Genomic DNA, 24,330 nt, shown 5'->3' on the forward strand with positions numbered 1-24,330 from the left:
ACCCGGGCGCGGTCACCACTCGGCGAACGAGCCGTCCGGGTGGCGCCAGATCGGGCCGCGCCAGTCGGGGGCCGCCCCATCGGCGGCGCGCACGGCCCGCTCGTCGACCTCGATGCCGAGCCCGGGGGCGGTCGGCCGGTTGATGTGGCCCTCGTGGAAGCGGAACACCTCGGGGTCGACGACGTAGTCGAGGACTTCGGCGCCGTCGTTGTAGTGGATGCCGATGCTCTGTTCCTGGATCAGGAAGTTGGGGGTCGCGAAGGCGATCTGGAGGCTCGCGGCGAGCGAGACCGGGCCGAGCGGGCAGTGCGGGGCGAGGGGGATGTCGAAGGTCTCGGCGAGCGCGCCGATGCGCCGCACCTCGGAGATGCCCCCGGCGTGCGAGAGGTCGGGCTGGAGCACCGCGACCCCGGCCTGGAGCGCGGGCAGCACGTCGGTGCGCGAGTAGAGCCGTTCCCCGGTGGCGATGGGGACGGGCGAGGAGGCGACGATGTCGCCGAGCAGATGGGTGTACTCGGGAAGCACCGGCTCCTCGGCGAACAGCGGGCTGTACGGGGCCAGATGGGGCAGCGTCTTGCGGGCGGCCGCGGCGGTGAAGCGGCCGTGGAAGTCCACCGCGAAGTCCCGGTCCGGCCCCAGGGCCTCCCGCGCGGCGGCGGCGCGGGCCACGACGGCGTCGATGTCGGAGACGGTGGGCAGCCGGTTCATCCGCCCGGAGGCGTTCATCTTCACCGCGGTGAATCCCGCCTCGACCTGGGCGGTGACCGCCTCGCCGATCGCGCTGGGCTCGTCGCCGCCGACCCAGCAGTAGGCGCGGACCCGGTCCCGTACCGGCCCGCCGAGCAGGACGTGGACGGGCACGCCGAGGGTCTTGCCCGCGATGTCCCACAGCGCCTGGTCGAGCCCGGCGACCGCACTGGAGAGCACCGGGCCGCCCCGGTAGAAGGAGCCCTTGGTCATGAGCTGCCAGTGGTCCTCGATCCGCGCGGGGTCCTTGTCGACGAGGAGTTCGGCCAGCTCGTGGACGGCGGTACGGACGGTGGCGGCACGGCCCTCGACCACCGGCTCGCCCCAGCCGACGACGCCCTCGTCGGTCTCCACGCGGCACAGCAGCCAGCGCGGCGGGACGGCGAAGGTCTCCACACGGGTGATGATCACAGGTTGCTCCTCAGGAACTGGTTTTCAGCACGCTCCACCCGCCGTCGACCACCAGCGAGGCGCCGGTGAGGCCGACCCAACCGATATTAAATATGAATTAATGGCCGACGCCAAGGGGCCCAGTGAGCCGGGCGGAGTAAAATTCGCTGCACGTGCCGGTACGAGGCGAGAGCGCATGCAATGGGCGACACCACCTTCCGCGGATGGCCCCACCACCTCCCCGACCTGATCTCGGAGGCCACCTGTGTGGTGGACGAGCGGGGCGTGCTGACCGGCTGGAGCCTCGGCGCGCAGAACCTCCTCGGACACCGGGCCGAGGACGTGGTGGGACGCCCGGTGGCCGAGCTGTTCGCCCCCGGCGGCCCGGGGCCGCCCCGCTTCGACGCGCACACCTCCGCAGGAGGCGGCCCCGCGGTGCTGCGCCACCGCGACGGCCACGACGTACGCACCGTCCTGTGGGCCCAGCCGTGGTCCCCGGGCGACGGGCGCCCCCACTGGCTGCTCCAGGCCACCCGCGAGGAGGCGGTGCGCCGCCAGGACATCGGCCGCGCGCTCCTGGACGGCCTGGGCCTGGCCTCGCCCGTCGCCATGAGCGTCTACGACGCCCAGTGCCGCTGCCTGATGCAGAACGCCGCGCTGCGGCGGCTCAGCGGCGTCCAGGACGAGGAGCGCCTGGGGCGCACCCTGGGCGAGACGGTCTCGCGGGTGGACACCTCCGGAATCGAGGCGATGCAAGCCCGGGTGCTCCGCCAGGGCGTCGCGGTCGCCGACATCGAGGTTCGGGGCCGGGTGCCCTCCGACCCGGACCGGGAGCGCGTCTGGTCCAATTCGGTCTTTCCGCTCAAGGACCGCTCCGGCGAGGTGTTCGCCGTCTGCCACGCGGTGCTCGACATCACCGAGCGGCACCGCGCCCGGGAGCGGCTCGCGGTGCTGAACGACGCCAGCGCCCGCATCGGCTCCACCCTGGACCTGCTGCACACCGCCCAGGAGCTGGCGGACGTGGCGGTGCCCCGGCTCGCGGACTTCGCCTGCATCGACCTGATCGACTCGGTCTTCGACGGCGAGGAACCGCCCATCGGGGCGGTGGCGAGCGAGAGCGTGTTCCGGCGCGCCGCGCACCAGTCCATCGTGCCCGGCACCCCGGAGGCGGTGGCCGACGTGGAGGACGTGGACGTCCACGCGTCCGCCCCGGACTCCCCCTTCGCCCGCGCCCTGGCCACCGGCACCTCCGTCCTGGAGTCGGTGAACGGCCGGGATCCGGTCCCCGGCTGGCTCGCCGACGATCCGAAGCGGGCCGAGGGCATCAAGCGGTGGGGCATCCACTCCTGGATGGTGGTGCCGGTACGGGCGCGCGGCAGCACCCTCGGAGTGGCGGTGTTCCTGCGGCGGCAGCACACCGATCCCTTCGAGCAGGACGATCTGCTGCTGGCCGACGAGATCGTGGCCCGCGCCGCGGTGTGCATCGACAACGCCCGCCGCTACACCCGCGAACGCGGCACCGCCCTCGCCCTCCAGCGCAGCCTGCTCCCCCAGCGGCTCCCGGCCCAGGCGGCGGTGGAGGCCCGGTCGCGCTATCTGCCGGCCGGCAGCCGCCTGGGGGTGGGCGGCGACTGGTTCGATGTGATCCCGCTGTCCGGGGCCCGGGTGGCACTCGTCGTGGGGGACGTGGTCGGCCACGGCATGAAGGCCGCCGTCACCATGGGGCGGCTGCGCACCGCCGTCCGCACCCTGGCCGACCTCGACCTTCCTCCCGACGAACTGCTGGCCCACGTCGACGACCAGGTGCGGCGGCTGGTCGACGAACAGGCCGCCGAGGGCCAGGAGCCCGGCGATGCCACGGGCGCCGCGGCCGGTCCCGCGCCCGAACCGGCCATCGACGCCTGGGCCTTCGGCGCCACCTGTGTGTACGCGGTCTACGACCCCATCACCCGGCACCTCACCTTCGCCCGGGCCGGGCACCCCCCGCCCGCCGTCATCACCCCGGGCGGCCGCGCCGCGTTCCTGGACTCCGCGAACGGGCCGCCACTCGGCGTGGGCGGGCTGCCGTTCGAGGCCACCGAGGTCCAACTGCCCGACCACAGCCTCCTCGTGCTCTACACCGACGGCCTGGTGGAGTCGCGCGACCACGACATCGACGCCGGGCTCGACCGGCTGCGCCGCGCCCTGGACGACGGCTGCCGCGATCTGTCGCTGGACGCGGTGTGCGACACCGTCGTCTCCCGGCTGATCCCGGGTCACCCGTCCGACGACGTGGCGCTGCTGGTGGCCCGCACCCGGGCGCTGAGCGACGACCACTGCGCCGTCTGGGACCTGCCCGCCGAACCCGCGGTCGTCTCCCAGGCCCGGGCCCACGTGGCGCGCCAGCTGTCACGGTGGGAGCTGGGCCGTCTCGTGGACACCACCCAGGTCGTGGTCACCGAGTTGCTCACCAACGCGATCGTGCACGCCCGCAGCCCGATCCAACTGCGGCTGGTCAGAAACCAGTCGCTGATCTGCGAGGTGTCCGACAGCAGCGCGGCCGCCCCGCATCTGCGCCGGGCGGGGCGGCTGGACGAGGGCGGCCGCGGGCTGTTCCTCATCGCGCAGCTCAGCCAGCGCTGGGGCACCCGGTACTCCGGTGACCGCAAGACCATCTGGGCCGAGCAGCCGCTGAACGGTCCGCGCCGGTAGTCACTTCCGGTACGTACCCGCCCCGGGCGGGTACGGGATGGTGATGTGAGCGCTTCAGTCCCCGGTCCGGCCACGCGCCGCGCCCTGCTGGCGGGTTCGGTCGGCAACTTCATCGAGTGGTACGAGTTCGGTGTCTACGGCTTCTTCGCGACGGTCATCGCCGCGAACTTCTTCACCCCCGAGGGCGGCAGCGCCATCGAGGGCCTGGTCAAGACCTACGCCTCGTTCGGGCTCGCGTTCTTCTTCCGGCCCATCGGCGCCGCCGTCTTCGGCCGCGTCGGCGACCGGATCGGACGGCGTCCGACCCTGATCCTGGTGCTGCTGCTGATGACCGGCGCCACCACGCTCATCGGCCTGCTGCCCACGTACGACACGGTCGGCGCCGCCGCCCCGTGGCTGCTCACCCTGGTGCGGATCCTGCAAGGGCTGTCCGCGGGCGGGGAGTTCGGCGGGGCGGTGTCGCTCATGACGGAGTTCGCCCCGCCGGGGCGCCGCGGGCTGTACGGGGCGTGGCAGTCGTTCACCGTGGCGCTGGGGCTGCTCGCGGGTGCCGGGACGGCCGCCGTCCTGGCCACCGCGCTGAGCGAGGAGGCCCTGAACGACTGGGGCTGGCGGCTGCCGTTCCTGCTGGCCCTGCCGATCGGGCTGACCGCGCTGTGGCTGCGGCTGAGACTGGAGGAGACCCCGTCGTTCCGCACGACGAGCGCGCGGGCCGCGCCGGGTGAGGCCGCGGCCGGGCGCCGCGAGACGGCCGGGGCCATCGTGCTGGGCGCCGGGCGCATCATGGGTTGGGCCGCGGCCGGGTACACCTTCCTGGTCGTCATGCCCTCCTATCTCCAGGCCACCCTGGACGCCACGTTCCAGCAGGCGCTGATCGCCACCGTGGTGGCCAACGCGGGGTTCGCGGCCGCCATCCTCCCGGCGGGGCTGCTCAGCGACCGGATCGGACGGCGCCCGGTCATGCTGACCGGCGCCGCCCTGGTGACCGTGCTCGCCTTTCCGCTGCTCAACCTCCTTCAGGACCCGCACAGTTCGGCGCTCGCCCAGGGCGTGGCCGTCCTTGTGGCGGGCGCGGTGGTCGGGCTGATGGCGGGTCCCGGACCGGCGATGCTCGCCGAGATGTTCCCGACCCGGGTCCGGTACACGGGGCTCGGGCTGGCGTACGCGCTGTCGAACGCCGTGTTCTCGGGGTGCGCCGGGCTGATCATCACCGAGGCCATCAAACGGACCGGCGAGGCGGACATCCCCGCGTACTACGTGGCGGCGACCGGCGCCCTCAGCGTGATCGCCCTGGCCACCCTGCGCGGCGACACCCACCGGGGCACGCTGCGGGAGGAGGAGCCGCACCTGCCCCGGGACGATACCGAGGAGGAGACCCCATGCGCGTGATCGGACTGATGTCGGGCACATCGCATGACGCGGTGGACGCGGCGGCCGCCGATCTGGCCCTCGACGGCGACACCCTGGTGCTCGCCCCGCTGGGCCTGATCGGCGCCGCCTATCCGGACACGTTACGGGCGGCGCTGGCCGCCGCCCTGCCACCGGCGGCGACCACCATGGCGGACGTGTGCGCGCTCGACACCCGGATCGGCCAGGCGTTCGCCCGGCTCGCCGTCCGCGCCGACCGGGAGCTGTGCGACGGGCGTGCCGACCTGATCAGCTCGCACGGGCAGACCGTGTACCACTGGGCCGAGGACGGCCGGGTGCACGGCACGCTCCAGCTCGGGCAGCCCGCCTGGATCGCCGAGGCCACCGGCGTGCCGGTCGTCTCCGATCTGCGCAGCCGGGACGTGGCCGCGGGCGGCCAGGGCGCTCCGCTGGTCAGCCTGGTCGACACGCTGTGGCTGCGCGGGCGGCCCGGGGTGTGCGCCGCCCTGAACCTGGGCGGCATCGCCAACCTCACCGTGGTCCCCCGGGCCGGGGAGCCGCTGGCGTTCGACACCGGCCCCGCGAACGCCCTCATCGACGCGGCGGTCGGGGACCTGACGGATGGCCGGCTCGACCACGATGCGGACGGCGCCCTCGCCGCACGCGGCACCGTCCATCCCGGACTGCTGGAGCGGCTGCTGGCCGAGCCGTACTACGCGCTGCCGCCGCCCAAGACGACCGGCAAGGAACTGTTCCACCTCCCCTATCTGCGGGCCGCGTTGGCGGCCACCGGCCCGGTGGCGGACCACGACGTCGTCGCCACCGTCACCGAGCTGACCGCCCGTACCGTGGCCGACGCGGCGCGCTCCGTCCATGCCACCGAGGTGATCGCCTCCGGTGGCGGCGTCCGCAACCCGAGCCTGATGGCCGCGCTGCGCCGCACGCTCGGCCCCATCGCCCTGCGGGTCTCCGACGACCTCGGGTTTCCGGCCGCGGCCAAGGAGGCGTACGCCTTCGCCGTCCTGGGGTTCCTGACCGCCCACGGCCTGGCGGGCACGGTGCCGAGCTGCACCGGCGCCCGCCACCCCGGCATCCTGGGGTCGATCACCCCGGGGCGGCGGCCGCTCGTCCTCCCGCCGCCGGACCGGCCGGCGCCGTCCCGGCTGGAGATCTTCCGCCGGTGAGGGGCCTCAGTCCTCCGGGATCTCCATCCGGAGGTCCCGGGGCAGCTGCTGTTCGAACCACACCAGCTTGCCGGTGCTCAACCGGGTCGCACCCCAGCGCCGGGAGAGCTGGTTGACCAGGAACAGGCCACGGCCGCCCTCGTCGCCCGGGCGGGCGTGCAGCATCCTGGGCACGAACGGCGAGTCGTCGCCCACCTCGCAGCGCAGCACATCGGTGCGCAGCAGCCGCAGCGTCACCGGCCGGGAGGCGTAGCGGACGGCGTTGGTGACCACTTCGCTGACCATGAGTTCGGTCGGCTCCAGCAGCGAGTCCAGATGCCAGCGGTGCAGGGTGCGGCGGGTGAGCCGTCGGGCCCGGCCCGCGGTCTGCGGCTTCGGATCCAGGAACCAGTAGGCGACGTTGTACGACGGGATGCCGTCGAAGCGGGCGGCGAGCAGCGCGATGTCGTCGTCCCGGTCCCTGGGCCCGACGGCGCCCACCGCCGCGTCGCACAGCAGCTCCAGCGGCGGGGGGTCGAGCACCTGGGCGGTGGTGTGCAGCCGGTCGCGCAACAGCTCGACCCCGGTGGACACATCGGTGTCGCGGGACTCCACGAGACCGTCGGTGTACAGCAGCAGGGTGGCCCCGGTGGGCGCGAACATCTCCACGGTCTCGAAGCTGACACCGCCGACTCCCACCGGCGGGCCGGGCGGGATCCGCAGCACCCGGCCACGGCCTCCCGGCTGGAGCAGCACCGGGGGCGGATGACCGGCGTTGGCCATCAGCAGCCGGTGCGCGATGGGGTCGTAGATCCCGTAGAGACAGGTGGCCATGTGCTGGCTGCCCAGCCGCTGGGCCTGCTCGTCGAGGTGGTGCAGCACCTCGTCCGGGGACAGATCGAGACCGGCGAGGGTCTGCACGGTGGTGCGCAGCTGACCCATGATCGCGGCGGAGGTCACGGAGTGGCCCATGACGTCGCCGATGACGAGGGCGACACGGTTGCCGGGCAGCGGGATCGCGTCGTACCAGTCGCCGCCGATCCGCGCGGTCTTCGAGGAGGGGAGATAGCGGGTGGCCAGCCGGACGCCGATGGGTTCGGGCAGCGAGGCGGGCAGCATGGTGCGCTGGAGAGCGTCGGCGACGGACACCTCGCGCGCGTAGAGCACCGCCTTGTTCATGCCGAGGGCGGTGTGGGTGGCGAGCTGGGAGGCGACCAGCAGATCGTCGCCGGTGAAGGGCGGCCGGTCGGGGTGGCGTACGAGGACGGCGGCGCCCATGACGGTGTGTTCGCGGCCGCGCAGCGGGGCGATGATCAGCCGTCGGCCGGGCGGCACCGGGCCGGGGCCGCCCACCGCGGGGCTCAGCAGCTCGGCGACCGCGGCGGCGATTCCGGGGACGTCCCCGAACGCGGGGCGCCCGGCGGCCAGCAGTTCGGCGAGCCGGCCGGTGACGGTGAGCCGGGCGAACCCGGGCGGGGCTCCCGGCCCTGCCGCCGGTGCGGCTTCCGGTCCGGCTTCCGGTCCGGCGGCGTGCGGGCGCAGGACGAGCGGTCCTGGCGGCTCCTCGTCCCCGGCGGGCAGCGGTTCGCGCAGATGCACCACGGCCGCGTCGGCGAAGGCGGGCACGGCGGCCCGGCACAGCTCGTGCAGCGTCTCGTCGAGGTCCATGCCACGGGCGATCTGCCGGGTGGCGGTGTCGAGGTAGCGCAGCCGGTCGGTCTGCGGCCCGGTGCCGTACGCCGCCTCCTCCCGCAGATGCTCCACGCCGGGCGGGTCCGGGCCGGGCTGCGGCGGCGGGGACCGGCGGGAGGGCGCGGCGGGCCCCACGGCCCGGCCGCCCGGCCGGTCCGGGCCTTCCTGGGGGGTGGGGTGCGCCATCAGCTGTGCCGTTCGTCGCGGATGCGGTACGGACGCGGACTCCTCAGCCGCCCCGTCGGCACCGGAGGAAGATCTGTTCCTCGGGCGGGACGTCCGAGGAGGCCGGTGCGTAGGTGTAGGACGACTCGCCGACGATCTCGAAGCGGGCCGCCTCGATGACCTCGCGCAGATCGTCCCGCAGATAGCCGGTGACCCGGATGGTGGAGCGCAGGAAGGGGATCGAGAAGTCGTCCACGTCGGCCTCCACCATCGACAGGGCGAACAGCCCGCCGGGCGGCAGCAGGCGGTGGATGGTGCCCAGCGCGAGCGGGATCTCGGCGCGGGGCAGCATCAGCAGCGAGAAGAACGCCGTGACCGCGTCGAACCGGCCGAGGTCGAGCGGACCCCCGGGCCGCAGATCGGCGATGTCCGCCTGGTGGAAGGAGGCATCGGGGACATAGGACCGGGCGAGCCGCACCATCCCGGCGGACAGGTCGACACCGGTGACCCGGAACCCGGCGCCGGTCAGCTGGCGCGCGGTGGGCAGCCCGGTGCCGCAGCCCAGGTCGAGCACCCGGGATCTGCGCGGGAGCAGGCCGATCAGCCACTCGCCCGTGGCGAGCTGGCCGTCCTTGTGCGGGAACGCCTCGTCGTAGCGGTCGCCGATGGCGTCGAACGCCTCGGCCTGGCCGGTGCGATCGAGCCGAATGTTCCCGTAGCCGGTGTCGCCGGTCCCGTTGTTCACGGACACATCCCCGGAGTTTTCGATGTCACCCCCCATTCTCCTCGCATTCCGGGCCCGTGCCACGGCCCGGGCACACCTCCCCAGGGGGTGTCTCACCGATCATGCCGGGCTCCCGACGCCTGGCATGATCGGCGAGACATTCCCTAACGGTCAGCCGGTGCTCCCCTTCGGCTTCTCGTCGTCCACGATCTCCGCGTCCACGACCTCGTCGGCGTCCGCCTGCGACTGGTCCTGGCCTCCGCCGCCGCTCCCGCCCCCGGCCGGGGTCCCGGACTGCCCTTGCGCCTGGGCGTAGAGGGCGGTGCCGATCTTCTGTCCGACGGTGGCTGCCTTGTCGGTGGCGTCCCGGATCGCGGCGGTGTCCTCGCCCTTCAGCGTCTCCTTCAGCTCCGCGATCGCCGTCTCGGCCTCCTCCCGGACGTCTTGCGGCACCTTTCCGGCCTGGTCGCGCAGCAGCTTCTCGGTCTGGTACACGAGGGCTTCGGCCTGGTTGCGGGTCTCGGCGGCCTCGCGGCGCTTGTGGTCCTCCTCCGCGTACTGCTCGGCCTCGCGCATCATGCGGTCGATGTCGTCCTTCGGCAGCGCGGAGCCACCGGTGACGGTCATCCGCTGCTCCTTGCCGGTGCCCAGGTCCTTGGCGGAGACGTGCATGATGCCGTTGGCGTCGATGTCGAAGGCCACCTCGATCTGCGGCACCCCGCGCGGGGCGGGCGGCAGGCCGGTCAGCTCGAACATCCCGAGCTTCTTGTTGTACGCCGCGATCTCGCGCTCGCCCTGGAACACCTGGATCTGCACCGAGGGCTGGTTGTCCTCGGCGGTGGTGAAGACCTCCGAGCGCTTGGTCGGGATCGTCGTGTTGCGCTCGATCAGCTTCGTCATGATGCCGCCCTTGGTCTCGATGCCCAGGGACAGCGGGGTGACGTCCAGCAGCAGGACGTCCTTGACCTCGCCCTTGAGGACACCGGCCTGGAGGGACGCGCCGATGGCGACGACCTCGTCCGGGTTGACGCCCTTGTGCGGTTCCTTGCCGGTCAGCTCCTTGACCAGGCCGGTCACCGCGGGCATCCGGGTCGAGCCGCCGACCATGATCACATGGTCGATGTCGGAGGTCTTGACCCCGGCGTCCTTGATCGCCTGGTGGAAGGGGGCCTTGCAGCGCTCCAGCAGGTCCTCGGTCAGCTGCTGGAACTGCGAGCGGGTGAGCTTCTCGTCCAGGTGCAGCGGGCCCTCGGCGGACGCGGTGACGTAGGGCAGGTTGATCGCGGTCTCGGTCGCCGCGGACAGTTCGATCTTGGCCTTCTCGGCGGCCTCGCGCAGCCGCTGCACCGCCATCTTGTCCTTGGCCAGATCGACCCCGTAGTTGTTCTTGAACTGCTTCACCAGGTGGTCCACGACGCGCTGGTCCCAGTCGTCGCCGCCCAGGTGGGTGTCGCCGTTGGTGGCCTTGACCTCCACGACGCCCTCGCCGATCTCCAGCAGCGAGACGTCGAAGGTGCCGCCACCGAGGTCGAAGACCAGGATCCGCTGGTCGTTCTCCCGGTCCAGGCCGTACGCGAGGGCGGCCGCCGTGGGCTCGTTGATGATCCGCAGCACCTTCAGCCCGGCGATCTCGCCCGCCTCCTTGGTGGCGGTGCGCTGGCTGTCGTTGAAGTACGCGGGGACGGTGACGACCGCGTCCGTGACGTCCTCGCCGAGGTACGCCTCCGCGTCCCGCTTGAGCTTCTGGAGCACCCGCGCGGAGATCTCCTGCGCGGTGTAGCGCTTGCCGTCGATGTCGCCCGTGGCCGGGAAGTGCCAGCGCTCCTCCCCCATGTGGCGTTTGACCGACCGGGCGGTGCGGTCCACGTTGGTCACCGCCTGGCGCTTGGCCACCTCGCCGACCAGCACCTCGCCGTTCTTCGCGAAGGCGACCACCGAGGGGGTGGTCCGGGCGCCTTCGGTGTTGGTGATGACGGTGGGCTCACCGCCTTCGAGGACCGCGACCACCGAGTTCGTCGTCCCCAGGTCGATACCGACTGCGCGGGTCATCTCGAACCACCTCCCGATACGCCTCCAAGTATCCCAAAAGATGCGTTTCGGGGGCGGTGGGCCCGGGTCAGTCCCCGAGGTGGTCGACCTCGCGCATCCGGTTCGTCGCGTCGAGGGCGGCGACCTTGTAGGACTCGGCGAAGGTCGGATAGTTGAACACCGCGTCGACCAGGTAGTCGACGGTCCCGCCGCAGCCCATCACGGCCTGGCCGATGTGGATCAGCTCGGTCGCGCCGGTGCCGAAGCAGTGCACCCCGAGCAGCCGCCGGTCGTGCGGGGACACCAGCAGCTTCAGCATGCCGTGCCCGTCGCCGACGATCTGGCCGCGGGCCAGCTCGCGGTAGCGCGACACCCCGACCTCGAACGGCACCTTCGCGTCCGTCAGCTGGTCCTCGGTCCGGCCGATGAAGCTGATCTCCGGGATGGAGTAGATCCCGATGGGCTGGAGGTCGTGGATCGGGTTCACCGGCTCGTCGCACGCGTGGTACGCCGCGCTGCGGCCCTGCTCCATGGAGGTCGCGGCCAGCGCCGGGAACCCGACCACGTCCCCCACCGCGTAGATGTGCGGCACGGCCGTCCGGTAGTGCTCGTCCACCGCGATCCGGCCGCGCCGGTCGGCGGCGAGCCCCGCCCGCGCGAGGTCCAGGCCCTCGGTCATCCCCTGCCGCCCCGCGGAGTACATCACCGCGTCGGCCGGGATCTTCTTCCCGCTCTCCAGCACGGTCAGGGTGCCGCGCTCGTGCCGCTCGACGGCCGCGACCGTCTCGCCGAAGCGGAAGGTGACGGCGAGGTCCCGCAGCCGGTACCGGAGCGCCTCGACGATCTCGACGTCGCAGAAGTCCAGCATGCCGTCCCGCTGCTCGACCACGGTGACCTTGCTGCCCAGCGCGGCGAACATCGACGCGTACTCGATGCCGATCACCCCCGCCCCCACGATGACCATGGAGCGCGGCACCCGCTCCATGCTGAGGACGCTGTCGGAGTCCATGACCGTGCGCTCGTCGAACTCCACGCTCGCCGGGCGGGCCGGGCGGGTGCCGGTGGCGATCACGATGTGCCGCCCGGTCAGCAGCTGTTCCCGGCCGGAGGCGTCCGTCACGGCCACGGTGTGGTCGTCCACGAACCGTCCGGTGCCGGAGAACAGCGCCACCCGGTTGCGGGAGAGCTGATTGCGGACGACGTCCACCTCGCGGCCCACCACGTGCCGGGTGCGCGCCGTCAGATCCGCGACCGTGATCTCTTCCTTGAGCCGGTAGCTCTGGCCGTACAGATCCCGCTGGGTCAGCCCGGTGAGGTAGAGCACCGCCTCGCGCAGGGTCTTGGACGGCACGGTCCCGGTGTGCAGGGACACCCCGCCCACCATGTCCGGCCGGTCGACGACGGCGACCCGGCGGCCGAGCTTGGCCGCCGCGATGGCGGCCTTCTGACCGCCGGGGCCGGATCCGATGACGAGCATGTCGAAGTCGGTCACGGGAGGAGTCTGTCACCCGGGCACACCCGCCGGAAGGCCGCTCAACCGCTCAACCTCCCCCATACGGCGCCCCCTTGAGGGATGAAGGACCCCAGCAGGACCAGCGCGACCAGCCCGGCGGGCAGGCCGGGCGCGGCCGGAGCGGCGTACGTGACCAGCAGTCCGCCGAGCGCCGCGCCCACGACGAGGGACGCGAGCAGCGCCAGGCTGACCCAGCGCACCCGGCCGTCGCGGGCCACGTCGACCAGCAGCCCGGTCAGGGTGCCGGTGAGGTAGGTGGTGGACATCCCCGGCGGTCCGACGGCGCGCACCAGACCGCTCTGGCCGCCCATGGCGAGCGCGGCCACCGCGAGCAGCCCCAGCCGCGCGCCCCCGCCCGGGTCGCCGCCCGCCGTGGCCCACACCGCCCACAGCCCGCCGAGCGCGAGCACCTCCACGCCAAGCGCCCAGCGGGTCCGCCGTACGGGCCGCTCGCCCCGGACGATACGGGCGCTGAGCAGGGCGCCCGCGACGAAACCGGCCACCGCGACGGCGGCGTCCCGGGCCCGGTCCGGGTCCTGGACGCCCGCGGAGATGCCGAGGAGGGAGAGGTTGGCCGTCATGACGCTGGTGAAGACGCCGCCGAGGGCGAGGAAGCTGATCGCGTCCATCGCCCCGGTGGCCACGGTGAGCGCAACGGCGGCCGCCACCAGGCCGCCGTCACCGGTGGTCTTGTCGCCTTCCGCCATCGGCCACCTCCGGGCGCCCCGGGTGCCCCGCCCGGGGCGTGGGAAAACAGCGCGCCGCGATTCCGGGCCGGGGATCCGGGCCGGGATTCCGCTTCCCGTACCGCCACGACATCGTTAGGTTCGGGGTGCCCCGCCCCGTAACGCCCCCTGAACCGTGGAGGAATGCCACACGTGTCCCGCGAACTCCATCACCGCGCGGTCGTCGCCGACGCCCACAACGATCTGCTGATCGCCGTCGCCGCCCGGCCGCCGCGGCGCTGGGCGTCCTTCTTCCGGGAGCAGTGGCTGCCCCAGCTGCGCGAGGGCGGGGTGGACCTCCAGGTGCTGCCGGTCTTCATCGAGGACCGGTTCCGCCCCGAAGGCGCGCTGCGGGAGACGCTCCGCATGATCGAGTGCGCCCATACGCTGGCCGAGGGCAACCCGGACGAGGTACGGCTGTGCCTGGACGGGTCCGACATCGACGCCGCGCTGGCGGAGGGCAGGATCGCCCTGGTGCTGGCGCTGGAGAGCGCCCCCGGCCTCGACGCCGACGTGGAACTCATCCCGACCGTCCACCGCTTGGGCGTGCGGGTCGCGTCCATCGCCCACTGGGGGCGCAGCGCGCTGGCCGACGGCAGCGGCGAGGACGCCACCGGCAGTCGGCTGACGGCGGCCGGGGTGGAGGCGCTGCGGGAGATGGAGCGCCTGGGCATCCTCTTCGACGTCTCGCATCTGAGCGCCTCGGGCGTCGCCCATGTGCTGGAGCTGGCCACCCGCCCGGTGCTGGCCACCCACTCGTCGGCGCGTGCGCTGCTCGACCACCACCGCAATCTCACCGATGAGCAGATCCGCGGGATCGTGGCCACCGGTGGCATGGTGTGCGTGAACTTCCTCGGCGAGTTCCTGGCCACCGACCCGGACGAGCGCACGGTGGAGCGGCTGGCCGACCACATCGCCCACATCGCGGAGGTCGCCGGGCCGGACCGGGTGGGTCTGGGGCCCGACTTCATCAAGGAGGTCAGCGCCGATGTCAGCCCGCCGTGCTGCGAGGACCTGGAGTACGCCGAACTGGTCGTCCCGGGCCTCGAAGGGCCCCGCGGCCTCCCCCTGGTCACCGAGGCGCTGATCGACCGGGGCTTCTCCGAGGCCGCGGTCCACCAGATCCTCGGCGGCAATGTGCTGGACCTGTTCCGCAAGGAGCTGGGCCGCCCCGCGTGAGCCGCCGCGGAAGCGGGCGGCACCGCCACCGCGATGCCGCCCGCTCCTCTCGGGGCCGGTCAGGACCTCGCCACCGCCGCGGGTTCCGCGGGCGAACCGGCCGGGGTGTCGGCGTCCGCGCCTGCCCGTACCCACAGCGGCTTCAGCCGGTAGGTCAGCAGGTACAGCACCACGGAGGCGCCCGCGGCGACGTACATGCTCAGGTCGCCCGCGCCGGGGTACGCCGAGGCGAACGCCCCGGTGTACAGCTTGGACTCCCAGAAGGGTATGGACGCCACCACGCCGCCCGCCCAGGCGACGAAGCCCCAGGAGAGCACCCGCCCGCGGTCGTACAGTTCGGCGATCCGCGCCGGGTCGGAGCGGCCGCCCAGCCAGTAGTCCAGGAGCAGCACGGTGGCGAAGGGCGCGATGAAGTACGCGGTGAGGTTGAGGAACACGGAGAACTTCTCCTCGATCCCCGACTCGCCCCACAGGCTGATCACATAGGCCAGCAGACAGATGACGGTGACCGCCTGGGTCCGGGTGACCGGCACCTTCAGGGTCTGCACGGAGATCGCGCCGCCGTAGACGTTGAGGAAGTTCTGCGCGAGCGCCGAGAGACCGACCGCGATGAGCGCGGGGACGGCGAACGGCCCGGCCAGTTCGTGGAGGGCGGTGATGGAGTCGGTGCTGTTGGCGTTCGAGCCGACCAGGACGCCCAGGATGCCGAGCCAGGCGATGGTGACGAAATTGCCGAACCCGGTGTACCAGGCGGTGCGGTTGACCACCTTCGGGGTGTCCGGCAGATAGCGCGAGTAGTCCGAGGCGAACGGCGCCCAGGCGACGAGGAAGGAGAGGAACCAGCCGCAGAAGGTGATCCAGCCGCCCGTGTCACCGATGTAGCCGGACGCCTTCGGGTTGGCGTCGAAGGTGCCCGCGCCGCGCACCAGGGCCACGACCGTGATCATCACAAACAGCGGGGTCAGCACATAAGTGAGCACACGCTGAAGGAAATTGATCATGTTGTAGCCGAAGATGGACACCACCAGCTCGATGACGGTGAGCAGCAGTCCACAGAGCCAGTAGGGCAGATGCGTCAGCTCGGCGATCGCCTTGCCGCCGAGGATCACGGTGACCGAGGCCCAGCCGACCCCGGCGAACACATTGATGTACGCCACCGGCAGAAAGTTTCCGAAGAAGCCCAGCGGCCCGCGCGCCTGGATCTGCTGCGGCACCCCGAGCCGTACGCCCATCTTGGACATCACGGCCATCAGCACCGACCCGACCCCGGCCCCGACGACGATTGCCGCGACCGCGCCGGTGAAGCTGAGGCCCAGGCTGATCGCGCTGAATCCGAGCAGGATGATGGGGAAGTTGAGGCCGGCGGCGAACCAGACGAAGAACTGTGAGCTGGGTTTGCCGTGCCGCTCGTTGTCGGGGATGTGGTCGACCCCGAAGGGTTCGACTTTGGTGACGGCGCTGCCGTAGACCGGCGCCGCATCGTCGTGGGTCATGGGCGTGCTCCTGGGGACAGGGGGGAGATCTGGGCGTCAAGGGGTGGCGATGAGCGGAGGGAAGGGTGGGTCCAGGCGCGGCCGGGGGCGTCTCACCACGGCAAAGGCGCTGTGTTCGAGATATCGAAAAACCCACCGCCACTGTAGACCAGAGGTGCCAGGTCCTCGTGACGGGCCGCGACCACCCGGCCGGTGAAGACGGTGTGGCTGCCCGCTTCCAGCCGTTCGCCGATCTCCACCTCCAGCTGGGCGCAGGACCCGTCGATCAGCGGTGCGCCGTGAGCGCCCGCGGTCCAGGACAGCCCGGCGAACTTGTCGTCCGACTTGGACGCGAAGACCTTGGCGACGTCGAGCTGGTTCGCGGCAAGGATGTTGATGCCCAGATGGGTGGCCCGGTGCAGCGCGGGGTGGGTGGTGGAGCTGCGCTGCACGCACACCAGCACCATCGGCGGGTCCAGCGAGATGCTGGAGAAGGCGTTGACGGCCAGCCCCCTGGGCGTACCGGCGTCGTCGGTGGTCACCACGGTCACGCCGGTGATGAACTTGCGGTGCACCCCGCGCACCAGATCGGCGTCGACGGCGGCCTCCTGGGTGGTGGTGATGATCCCCAGCGCCTCCAGCAGTTGGCGGGGGTCCCAGGTCACCCATTCCTCGGCGATCACACCGCCGTCGAAGTGGGTGAACGTGGCGCCGGAGACCTCGACCGGGCGGCCGGTGGGCGGCACGCCGAGGAAGTCGCCGGTATGGCTGCCGGTGCTGCGCCAGCGGATCGCCAGCTCCTCGCCGTCCTCCACGATCTCCTCGATCTCGGTGTGCAGATCGGGGAACGCCTCGCGGATGGCGCGCACGGAGTTCTTGAACTGCTCGCGGTCCTGGGGCGCGGCGGCGGGGCCGCGGCGGCGTACGTAGCCGGGGCTGAGCAGTTCGTCGAGCGCCTCCACCCGGCCCTGGTCCCAGGCGGCCTGCCAGGCGGAGCGGATGCGGGCGGTGCGGTCAAGAGTGTGCGTCATGACGGATCCCTCATTCAGCTCTTGTATGGCAGAGGACGGTAGGAACGCCATCCACCACTGTCAACACCTTGGGACAAATGAGCCGGGAAAGAACCGCTCTCGCACCAAATACACAGGTCAAGGTTGTTGCCTGGACGTTAACCCTTGACGGGTCTCAACCGGACTCCTAGCCTCCCTGCCATGGCACAGCGTGACCCGGAAGAACAGGACGGACGCTGCATGCGATTCTCGATATTCCACAACCTCGGAGCACCGGGCCGGCTCGGCTCCTACGCCGAAGTCATGGACGAGGCCCGGGAGTTCGCGGTCGCCGCCGACCAGGCGGGCTTCTGGTCCACCTGGTATACCGAGCACCACTTCGGTCACGAGGCGATCGAGATCACCCCGAACCCGGTCCTGATGGGCGCCGACATCGCCGCCCGCACCGAGAACATCCGGATCGGCCAGGCGGCGAACATCGCCACCTTCTGGCATCCGCTGCGGCTCGCCGAGGACATCGCGATGCTCGACCAGCTATCCGGCGGCCGGGTCGAGGTGGGCCTCGGACGCGGGCTGTACGGGCGCGAGGCGCTCAATCTGAACGCGCTCGCCGATCCGCGCGACCAGGAGCAGAACCGCGCGCTGTACGACGAGACCGTGGAGATCCTCCGCAAGGCGTGGAGCGGCGAGTTCTTCTCGCACCACGGCCGCTTCTACGAGTTCCCCGCCCCGGGGGTGAAGTGGAACCACCCCCTCTCCCCCGCCACCCCGGACTACATGGAGGACGGGGTCATCACCAAGATGCAGGTCACGCCGCACCCGTTGCAGCGCCCGCATCCGCCGCTGTGGCAGGTCATCGACAGCCCGCGGTCGATCCGGGCGGCCGCGGCCGACGGGGTCCAGGGGATGTTCTGGCTGCCGCCGGTCTCGGCGCTCAAGGAGCGCTTCGAGCTGTACCGCTCCACCGCGAGCCAGGCGTCCGGCCGCCCGTACGCGCTCGGCGAGGGCATCGGCCTGGTACGGGACGTGTACGTCGCCGACACCATGGAGCAGGCCCGCGCGGACTTCGAGGAGGCGCTGATGACCACCTACCGGTGGATCATGCACTTCCGGGGTCTGGGCAACCTGATGGAGGCGGGCGAGGAGCTGACCGACGCCCACGAGCTGTCCTTCGACTTCCTGGCGGAGCGCAATCTGCTGGTCGGCACCCCCGAGTACGTCTCCGAGAAGATCGCCGAGCTGCGGGAGGAGGTGGGCTTGGAGCATCTGCTGCTGTGGACCACCCACCCCGGCCTGGAACACCGCAGGGCGATGCGCAGCCTGGAGCTGTTCGCGGAGAAGGTCATGCCGCGGTTCACCGGCGGCGGCCATGAGTGACCTGGGCCTGCGCAAGGTCGTCAGCGTCACCGACGAGCCGCTGCTGGAGCTGGGACGGCCGGTGGCCGTGCCGGTGCGCCGGGTCGCGGCGGCCGCGGTGATCCGTAACCCGTGGGCGGGCCTGGGCCTGGTCGCCGATCTCCAGCCCGAGGTCGAGCGGATCGCCCCGGGGCTGGCGCGGCTGCTCACCGACCGGGTGAGCGAGGCGCTGGGCGGCGTGGACCGCGTCGAGTCGTTCGGCAAGGCCGCGATCGTCGGCCTGAACGGGGAGATCGAACACGGCGGGGCGCTGATCCACACCCCGTTCTTCGGCAACGTCCTGCGGGAGCTGACCGAGGGCACCTCGATCATCGTGTTCAGCGACGACCGGCTTCCGGCGGGCGAACCGCTGACCGTACCGCTGTGGCACAAGACGGCGGCGGCCACCCGCTCGCACTACCAGACGTGCCAGATCCGCATCCCCGACGCGCCCCGGCCCGACGAGATCGTCGTCATCGCGGCCGGTGCCTCCGGCCCCCGGCCCAACGCGCGCATCGGGGACCGGGCCACCGATCCCGTCATCCGCCTCGCCGACCTCGAAGACCGCGAAGGCCCGAAAAACATGGAGACCGTGACGTGAACGTCCGCAAGATCATCACCTTCACCGAGGACATCCACAGCGAGGGCGGCCGCCCCGTGGACCCGCCCGCCCGGACCGCGGTGGTGCTCGCCATCATCGAGAACCCCTGGGCCGGGCAGGGCTATGTGGCGGATCTGCTGCCGGGCATCGACGAGGTGGCGCCGAAGCTCGGCGAGCTGCTGGCGCCACGGGTGGTCGAGGCGCTGGGCACGCCGGTCGAGGCGTACGGCAAGGCCGCCGTCGTGGGCCTGGACGGGGAGATCGAGCACGGCTCCGGGCTGATCCACACGCTGAAGTTCGGCGACCACTTCCGCCGCGCGGCGAAGGCGACCACCCTGCTGCCGGCCGTGGAGAAGCGCGCGGCCGCTGGCACGGTCTTCGACATCCCGCTCAAGCACATCACCGATGCCACGATCCGCTCGCACCACCAGAGCATCGAGGTGCGGGTGGCGGACGGACCGCGCGCCGACGAGATCGTGGTCGGGCTCGCGGCCGCCGCCCAGGGCCGCCCCCAGGCCCGGCTGGCCCCGCTCGCCACGGAGCAGTGAGCACCGTGGGTACGCCCGGCGCGCGCTCCACCACGCCGGTCGCGCTGGGCCACGAGACGCACGGCGCCGGGCCCGGCCTCGTCCTGCTGCACGGCGTCGGGCTCGACCGGAGGATGTGGGAGCGGTGCCTGCCCGCGCTCACGGCCCGGCACCGGGTCACGCTGGTCGACCTGCGCGGCCACGGCGCCTCCCCGGCCGCGGCCCCCGGGGTGTCGCTCGCCGAGCTGACAGCGGATGTCGCGGCCCTGCTGAGCGGGCCCGCGCACATCGTCGGCTTCTCGCTCGGCGCCCTGGTGGCCCAGCAGCTCGGCCTGGACCGGCCGGACCTCACCGCCTCGCTGACGCTGGTCAGCTCGGTGGCGGGGCGGTCGGAGGACGAGCGCGCGGCGGTGGCGCGGCGGCGGGAGGTGGCGGCCCGGGACTTCGGGGCGTCCGCGTGGGCGGCGGTCGACCGCTGGTTCTCGCCCGGCTGGCGGACCCAGGAGCCCAATCTGGCGCGCCGGGTGCTGGACACGCTGCTGGCCAACGACCCCGTCTCGTACCTCGCCTGTTACGACGTCTTCGCGACCGCCGACGCCGGGCTGTGGCCGCTGCTGCCCCGGATCACCGCCCCCACCCTCGCGGTGACCGGGGAGGACGACCCCGGCTCGACCCCGGCCATGTCGCACCGGCTCGCGCGGCGCATCCCCGGCGGCCGGGCGGTGATCGTGCCCGGGGCCCGCCATCTGCTGCCGCTGGAGTGCCCGGAGCGACTCGCCGACACGATCCTCACCCATACCGGAACCCCCACCGGACATCAGGAGTGCCACAGCTCATGAACCGCCTGCCGCGCCATGACCACTACATCGCGGGCGAGTGGACCGCCCCCGCCGACGGCGACTGGTTCGCCAGCGTCAACCCGGCCACCGCCGAGCCCTGGTACGAGGCGGCGAACGGCACCGCCGCCGATGTGGAGCGCGCTGTGAGCGCCGCCCGCGCCGCCTTCGAGGATCCGCGCTGGCGCGATCTGAGCCAGACCCGGCGCGGCCGGCTGCTGCGCACCCTCGGCGATCTGATCGGCGAACACGCCGAGGAGCTGGCCCGCACCGAATCCCTGGACAACGGCAAGCTGCTGCGCGAGATGCGGGCCCAACTCGCGGGCCTGCCCGAGTACTTCTATTACTACGCGGGGCTCGCCGACAAGATCCAGGGCGAGGTCATCCCGGGCGCGAGCCGCGAACTGCTCAACTACACCCTGCGCGAACCGGTGGGCGTGGTGGGCGCCATCACCCCCTGGAACTCCCCGCTGCTGCTCACCGCCACCAAGCTGGCCCCGGCGCTGGCCGCCGGGAACACGATGGTCATCAAGCCCTCGGAGCACACCTCGGCATCGCTGCTGGCGCTCGCCCCGCTCTTCGAGCGGGCGGGCTTCCCGCCGGGCGTGGTCAACGTGGTCACCGGCTTCGGCGCGACCGCGGGCGGCCCGCTGACCGAGCACCGGGACGTGGCCAAGGTGAGCTTCACCGGCTCCACCGGGACCGGCCGCCGGATCGCCCGTACCTGCGCCGACCGGCTGATCCGCTGCACCCTGGAGCTGGGCGGCAAGTCCCCCAACATCATCTTCCCGGACGCCGACCTGGGCTCGGCCGCCATGGGCGTGATCGCCGGGGTGTTCGCCGCCGCGGGCCAGACCTGTGTGGCGGGCAGCCGGGTGCTGGTGCACCGCGAGGTGTACGACGAGATCCTGGAGCGGGTGTCGGCACGGGCCGCCACCATCGCGATCGGCGATCCCCTCGACGACGCCACCGAGCTGGGCCCGCTGGCCATCGCCGAGCAGCTGGAGAAGGTCGAGTCGTACGTCGAACTGGGCCGCTCCGAGGGCGGAAAGGTGGTCTGCGGCGGGGCCCGGCCGGACACCGGTCTCGGCGGGTACTTCTACTCCCCCACCGTGTTCACCGGCGTCGACAACACCCTGCGGATCTGCCAGGAGGAGATCTTCGGCCCGGTGGCCACCGTCATGCCATTCGACTCCGAGGAGGAGGCCCTGTCCATCGCCAACAACTCGGCGTACGGCCTCGCGGCAGGCGTGTGGACCCGGGATGTGAACCGGGTGCACCGGATGGCCGCCCGGCTGGAGGCGGGCACGGTGTGGGCCAACACCTACCGTTCGATGTCGCCGATGTCACCCCGGGCGGGCTTCAAGAACAGCGGCATGGGCACCGAACACGGCACGGAGGTGGTCCGGGAGTACACCCGGCTGAAGAGCGTGTGGATCAACACCAGCGAGGAACCGGCCGGGGATCCGTTCATCCTCAGGTCGTGACGTAGGAACGGACGGGAGCGCTCTTGTATGGCAGATCACACGCGCCTGCCCTTGACCGACGGCGAGGTTGACGGGGAGAGAGCGCCCCGCCTACGGTTCCGTGCCATGCAACAACCCACAGGCAAGCGGCTTCAGCAGACCAGCATGCAGGCGCGGGTCGCCGAAGAGCTGCGGCAGATGATCATCAGTGGCGAACTGCCGCCCCGCTCCAGCCTGTCCGAGATGGCGCTGTCCGAGACCTTCGGGGTCAGCCGGACGCCCATCCGCGAGGCCCTCAAGCAGCTCCAGATAGAGGGGCTGGTCGAAGTCCGGCCGCGGGTCGGCACATTCGTCGCCGTACCGTCGCGCCGTGAGCTGACCGAGCTGTTCCAGATGAAGGAGCTGTTCGAGGGCGCCGCCGCCCGGCTGCTCGCCTTCCGTGGGAACGTGCCCGAGGTGGACCAGCTGGAGGCCAGCATGCGGGCGGCTGACCAGGCCGTCCAAGACGGCGACGCCGAACGGTACGCGGCACTGGTCCATGAGTTCCACGACCTGATCGTCAAGGGCGCGGACAACAGCAAGCTGGAGGGGCACTACCGCACCCTGATGAACCAGCTCGCCTACGCCCGGCTGGTGCGCACCTCGCTGTCCCGCCCCGGGCGGCTCATCGAGTCGGACTCCGAGCACCATCGCGTCCTCAGCCTGATCCAGGCCAAGGACGGCGACGGTGCCGAGCGGGTGATGCGCGAGCACGTCCGCGCCAGCCACCAGGCGCTGATGCAGGGCATGGACGAGCGCGGGGTCTGAAGGCCCCCGGCGCGGCGACCGGGGGCACGGTCCGCGGACGGTCAGCCGTCGGCGGAGGCCCGTGCGGCGCGCAGCGCCGAGCGGAGCCGGTTCTTGGCGCCGAGGAGGTGCTCCCGCAGGGTGGTGACGGCGGTCTCGGTCTCGCCGCTGCGCACGGTCTTCAGCAGGTCGACATGGGCCTCGGCGGAGGGGTGGAGATCGACGTCCTGGGCGTTGGTCACGTCGAGGACGACGCCGAAGGTGGGCCGGTACTGCTCCCAGACCGCGACCAGCCGGCGGTGCCCGGACAGCACGTAGAACTGGGAGTGGAACTCCAGGTCGGCGAGGGCGAAGTCGCTGGGCGCGGAGCGGTCGGCGGCGTCCCGCATCCGGTCGACGAACCCCTGGGCTCGGTCCCAGTCGCCGGGTTCGGCCCGGCCGATGGCGAGGGTGAGGGCGAGGGTCTCCAGGGATTCCCGCAGCGTGTACAGCTCGTCCACGTCGTCCTCGGTGAGCCCGGTGACGAAGACCCCGCGGCGGCGGGATTCGACCAGCCCCTCGGCTTCCAGCTGCCGCAGCGCGTCGCGGACGGGGCCGCGGCTGACGTCGTACTGCTCGGCGAGGGCACCTTCGACGAGGTGGGTGCCGGGGCGCTGTCGTCCTGAGATGATGAGGACGCGCAGTTCGTGTGCGACCAGATCGCCGAGGGACTGCTGCTGTAGCGAGGTGATGGGCACCGACGGGCTCCTTCTGGGGGGCGGAACGTCCTTCAGTCAACGGTTAACCGTTGACTCATTATTCCTCCTCAGGGCCGCTTCGGAAACGGTGGCGAAGGCGATGCCGCGCCGCTGCCAGGTGTACACGACGGCGACGCCGTCCGCCCAGGGCACGACCGCCGGGTAGGAGAACTCGCTGTGGCCGTCGGTCCGCACGCCCGTCTCGTCCGGGACGATGGCGCCGGGGCGGGAGACCGGGCGGTCCTCCAGCACCACCGCCCGGCGCCAGGTGATCCCGTCGCCCTCGGAGACGGACAGCACCAGCGGGGTACGCGCGCCCCACTCGGCGGCCACCGGGTTGTGCGCCAGCACCACCCGGCCGTCGGCGAGCCGTACGGCGTCCAGACCGCTGTTGTTGTTCGGTACGCCCAGCGGGCGCGCGGTCGACCAGGTGGCACCCCCGTCGTGGGAGGCGCTGCGGCAGACCCGGCCGCAGGAGCTGCGCAGCAGCATCCGCACCTCGCCCGGGGCGCTCTCCCACAGCGCGGGCTGGATGACCCCGGCGCCGGGGAACGCCGGGCGGTCCAGGGGGACGGGCGCGGAGCGCCGCCAGCTCGCGCCGCCGTCGTCCGAGCGGTCGGTGAACGCGTCCCAGCGGCCGCCGGCGCTCCGTGGCTCCTCGACGGACGCGGGCGCGAGCCAGCCGCCGTCGGCGAGGCGGATCGGCTTGTTCTTCACCGGTCCGCGGCCACCGGCCCCGTCCGCGCCCGGTACGAGCTCGGCGGGGGCGGACCAGCTCAGGCCGCCGTCCCGGGAGCGCAGCACCCGGGTGCGCCAGTCGGGGATGCGGTGGCCGGTCTTGTAGAAGAGCAGCACCTCGCCGTGGCCGGTGGCGAACAGGACGGGGTTCCAGTGCGGCAGCCCCGCCTCGTCCGCCACCTTCACCGGCGCGCCCCACCCGTCGCCGGTCCGCCGCGCCAGCCAGATCGCCACGTCGGCCGCGCCCTCCCGGCTTCCGGCGAACCAGGCGGCCAGCACATCGCCGTCCGGCAGCGAGAGCAGGGTGGAGGCGTGGCAGTGCCCGAAGCGGGGGTCGTCGCGCAGGACGAACTCGCGGTGGACGGTCATGGCCGGCT

At 72.3% G+C, this 24,330-nt stretch carries 20 protein-coding genes; 10 read left to right on the forward strand and 10 right to left on the reverse strand.

Annotation, left to right across the window (positions count from 1 at the left end):
• Nucleotides 1–12: 12 nt before the first annotated feature.
• The gene (gene dgoD, locus HYQ63_RS02985) at nucleotides 13–1,158 is read right to left on the reverse strand and encodes a galactonate dehydratase (RefSeq protein WP_179932368.1); all 1,146 of its coding nucleotides are present in this window, start codon (nucleotides 1,156–1,158) and stop codon (nucleotides 13–15) included.
• Between the two features lie 180 nt (nucleotides 1,159–1,338).
• Here dgoD and HYQ63_RS02990 point away from each other — a divergent pair, with 180 nt between their 5' ends.
• The 3 genes from HYQ63_RS02990 to HYQ63_RS03000 are packed head-to-tail and all read left to right on the forward strand — an operon-like array spanning nucleotide 1,339 to nucleotide 6,380.
• A complete protein-coding gene (locus HYQ63_RS02990; RefSeq protein WP_179932369.1) occupies nucleotides 1,339–3,828 on the forward strand; it encodes a SpoIIE family protein phosphatase in 2,490 nt (829 codons plus the stop codon).
• 45 nt (nucleotides 3,829–3,873) lie between these two features.
• Nucleotides 3,874–5,217, forward strand: coding sequence for an MFS transporter (locus tag HYQ63_RS02995; protein WP_179932370.1), 1,344 nt, complete (start codon nucleotides 3,874–3,876; stop codon nucleotides 5,215–5,217).
• On the forward strand, nucleotides 5,208–6,380 hold the full coding sequence (locus tag HYQ63_RS03000; RefSeq protein ID WP_179932371.1) for an anhydro-N-acetylmuramic acid kinase: 1,173 nt from the start codon (nucleotides 5,208–5,210) through the stop codon (nucleotides 6,378–6,380). The genes HYQ63_RS02995 and HYQ63_RS03000 overlap by 10 nt, the downstream gene beginning before the upstream one ends.
• Nucleotides 6,381–6,386: 6 nt before the next feature.
• Here the strand turns inward: HYQ63_RS03000 and HYQ63_RS03005 are convergent, their stop codons facing one another.
• The 5 genes from HYQ63_RS03005 to HYQ63_RS03025 all read right to left on the reverse strand — a co-directional run bounded on the left by HYQ63_RS03005 (nucleotide 6,387) and on the right by HYQ63_RS03025 (nucleotide 13,188).
• Nucleotides 6,387–8,237 carry an ATP-binding SpoIIE family protein phosphatase gene (locus HYQ63_RS03005; RefSeq protein WP_179932372.1) on the reverse strand — a complete coding sequence of 617 codons (1,851 nt, stop codon included), beginning with the start codon at nucleotides 8,235–8,237 and terminating at the stop codon, nucleotides 6,387–6,389.
• 43 nt (nucleotides 8,238–8,280) lie between these two features.
• The gene (locus HYQ63_RS03010) at nucleotides 8,281–8,967 is read right to left on the reverse strand and encodes a class I SAM-dependent methyltransferase (protein WP_179932373.1); all 687 of its coding nucleotides are present in this window, start codon (nucleotides 8,965–8,967) and stop codon (nucleotides 8,281–8,283) included.
• 144 nt (nucleotides 8,968–9,111) lie between these two features.
• On the reverse strand, nucleotides 9,112–10,989 hold the full coding sequence (dnaK, locus tag HYQ63_RS03015) for a molecular chaperone DnaK (protein WP_179932374.1): 1,878 nt from the start codon (nucleotides 10,987–10,989) through the stop codon (nucleotides 9,112–9,114).
• A 67-nt stretch (nucleotides 10,990–11,056) separates the two neighbouring features.
• Nucleotides 11,057–12,460 carry a Si-specific NAD(P)(+) transhydrogenase gene (sthA, locus tag HYQ63_RS03020; RefSeq protein ID WP_179932375.1) on the reverse strand — a complete coding sequence of 468 codons (1,404 nt, stop codon included), beginning with the start codon at nucleotides 12,458–12,460 and terminating at the stop codon, nucleotides 11,057–11,059.
• A 41-nt stretch (nucleotides 12,461–12,501) separates the two neighbouring features.
• On the reverse strand, nucleotides 12,502–13,188 hold the full coding sequence (locus HYQ63_RS03025) for a YoaK family protein (RefSeq protein ID WP_179932376.1): 687 nt from the start codon (nucleotides 13,186–13,188) through the stop codon (nucleotides 12,502–12,504).
• A 162-nt stretch (nucleotides 13,189–13,350) separates the two neighbouring features.
• Between HYQ63_RS03025 and HYQ63_RS03030 the strand changes: the two genes are divergently transcribed.
• Nucleotides 13,351–14,385 (forward strand): dipeptidase, encoded by a 1,035-nt coding sequence (locus HYQ63_RS03030; protein ID WP_218929539.1) that lies wholly within the window; start codon nucleotides 13,351–13,353, stop codon nucleotides 14,383–14,385.
• A 59-nt stretch (nucleotides 14,386–14,444) separates the two neighbouring features.
• On the opposite strand, the gene HYQ63_RS03035 is transcribed toward HYQ63_RS03030, so the two are convergent.
• Together HYQ63_RS03035 and HYQ63_RS03040 are read right to left on the reverse strand one after the other, a co-directional pair.
• A complete protein-coding gene (locus tag HYQ63_RS03035; protein ID WP_179932378.1) occupies nucleotides 14,445–15,878 on the reverse strand; it encodes a cytosine permease in 1,434 nt (477 codons plus the stop codon).
• Nucleotides 15,879–15,970: 92 nt separating this feature from the next.
• Nucleotides 15,971–16,888 carry a flavin reductase gene (locus HYQ63_RS03040; protein WP_218929540.1) on the reverse strand — a complete coding sequence of 306 codons (918 nt, stop codon included), beginning with the start codon at nucleotides 16,886–16,888 and terminating at the stop codon, nucleotides 15,971–15,973.
• 180 nt (nucleotides 16,889–17,068) lie between these two features.
• On the opposite strand from HYQ63_RS03040, the gene HYQ63_RS03045 reads away from it, so the two are divergent.
• The 6 genes from HYQ63_RS03045 (at nucleotide 17,069) to HYQ63_RS03070 (ending at nucleotide 22,499) form a co-directional block, all read left to right on the forward strand.
• Nucleotides 17,069–18,244: an LLM class flavin-dependent oxidoreductase gene (locus HYQ63_RS03045; protein ID WP_257231567.1), complete on the forward strand. Its 1,176-nt coding sequence runs from the start codon at nucleotides 17,069–17,071 to the stop codon at nucleotides 18,242–18,244.
• Entirely contained in the window at nucleotides 18,237–18,863 is a 627-nt protein-coding gene (locus HYQ63_RS03050) for an amino acid synthesis family protein (RefSeq protein WP_179932380.1), read from the forward strand. The genes HYQ63_RS03045 and HYQ63_RS03050 overlap by 8 nt, the downstream gene beginning before the upstream one ends.
• Nucleotides 18,860–19,411, forward strand: a complete 552-nt coding sequence (locus tag HYQ63_RS03055) for an amino acid synthesis family protein (RefSeq protein WP_179932381.1) — start codon at nucleotides 18,860–18,862, stop codon at nucleotides 19,409–19,411. The genes HYQ63_RS03050 and HYQ63_RS03055 overlap by 4 nt, the downstream gene beginning before the upstream one ends.
• On the forward strand, nucleotides 19,408–20,229 hold the full coding sequence (locus HYQ63_RS03060) for an alpha/beta fold hydrolase (RefSeq protein ID WP_179932382.1): 822 nt from the start codon (nucleotides 19,408–19,410) through the stop codon (nucleotides 20,227–20,229). Before HYQ63_RS03055 ends, HYQ63_RS03060 begins: the two co-directional genes overlap by 4 nt.
• Complete coding sequence (locus tag HYQ63_RS03065; protein WP_179932383.1) at nucleotides 20,226–21,713, forward strand: aldehyde dehydrogenase; 1,488 nt, start codon at nucleotides 20,226–20,228, stop codon at nucleotides 21,711–21,713. The genes HYQ63_RS03060 and HYQ63_RS03065 overlap by 4 nt, the downstream gene beginning before the upstream one ends.
• Before the next feature lie 105 nt (nucleotides 21,714–21,818).
• On the forward strand, nucleotides 21,819–22,499 hold the full coding sequence (locus HYQ63_RS03070; protein ID WP_063731268.1) for a GntR family transcriptional regulator: 681 nt from the start codon (nucleotides 21,819–21,821) through the stop codon (nucleotides 22,497–22,499).
• Between the two features lie 41 nt (nucleotides 22,500–22,540).
• Here the strand turns inward: HYQ63_RS03070 and HYQ63_RS03075 are convergent, their stop codons facing one another.
• Together HYQ63_RS03075 and HYQ63_RS03080 are read right to left on the reverse strand one after the other, a co-directional pair.
• Nucleotides 22,541–23,215: a GntR family transcriptional regulator gene (locus HYQ63_RS03075; protein ID WP_009712462.1), complete on the reverse strand. Its 675-nt coding sequence runs from the start codon at nucleotides 23,213–23,215 to the stop codon at nucleotides 22,541–22,543.
• 36 nt (nucleotides 23,216–23,251) lie between these two features.
• The gene (locus HYQ63_RS03080; RefSeq protein ID WP_179932384.1) at nucleotides 23,252–24,322 is read right to left on the reverse strand and encodes an exo-alpha-sialidase; all 1,071 of its coding nucleotides are present in this window, start codon (nucleotides 24,320–24,322) and stop codon (nucleotides 23,252–23,254) included.
• Nucleotides 24,323–24,330: the final 8 nt, after the last annotated feature.

Origin of the sequence: Streptomyces sp. Rer75, assembly GCF_013414305.1 — a bacterium.
Classification (GTDB): Bacteria; Actinomycetota; Actinomycetes; order Streptomycetales; family Streptomycetaceae; genus Streptomyces; species Streptomyces himastatinicus.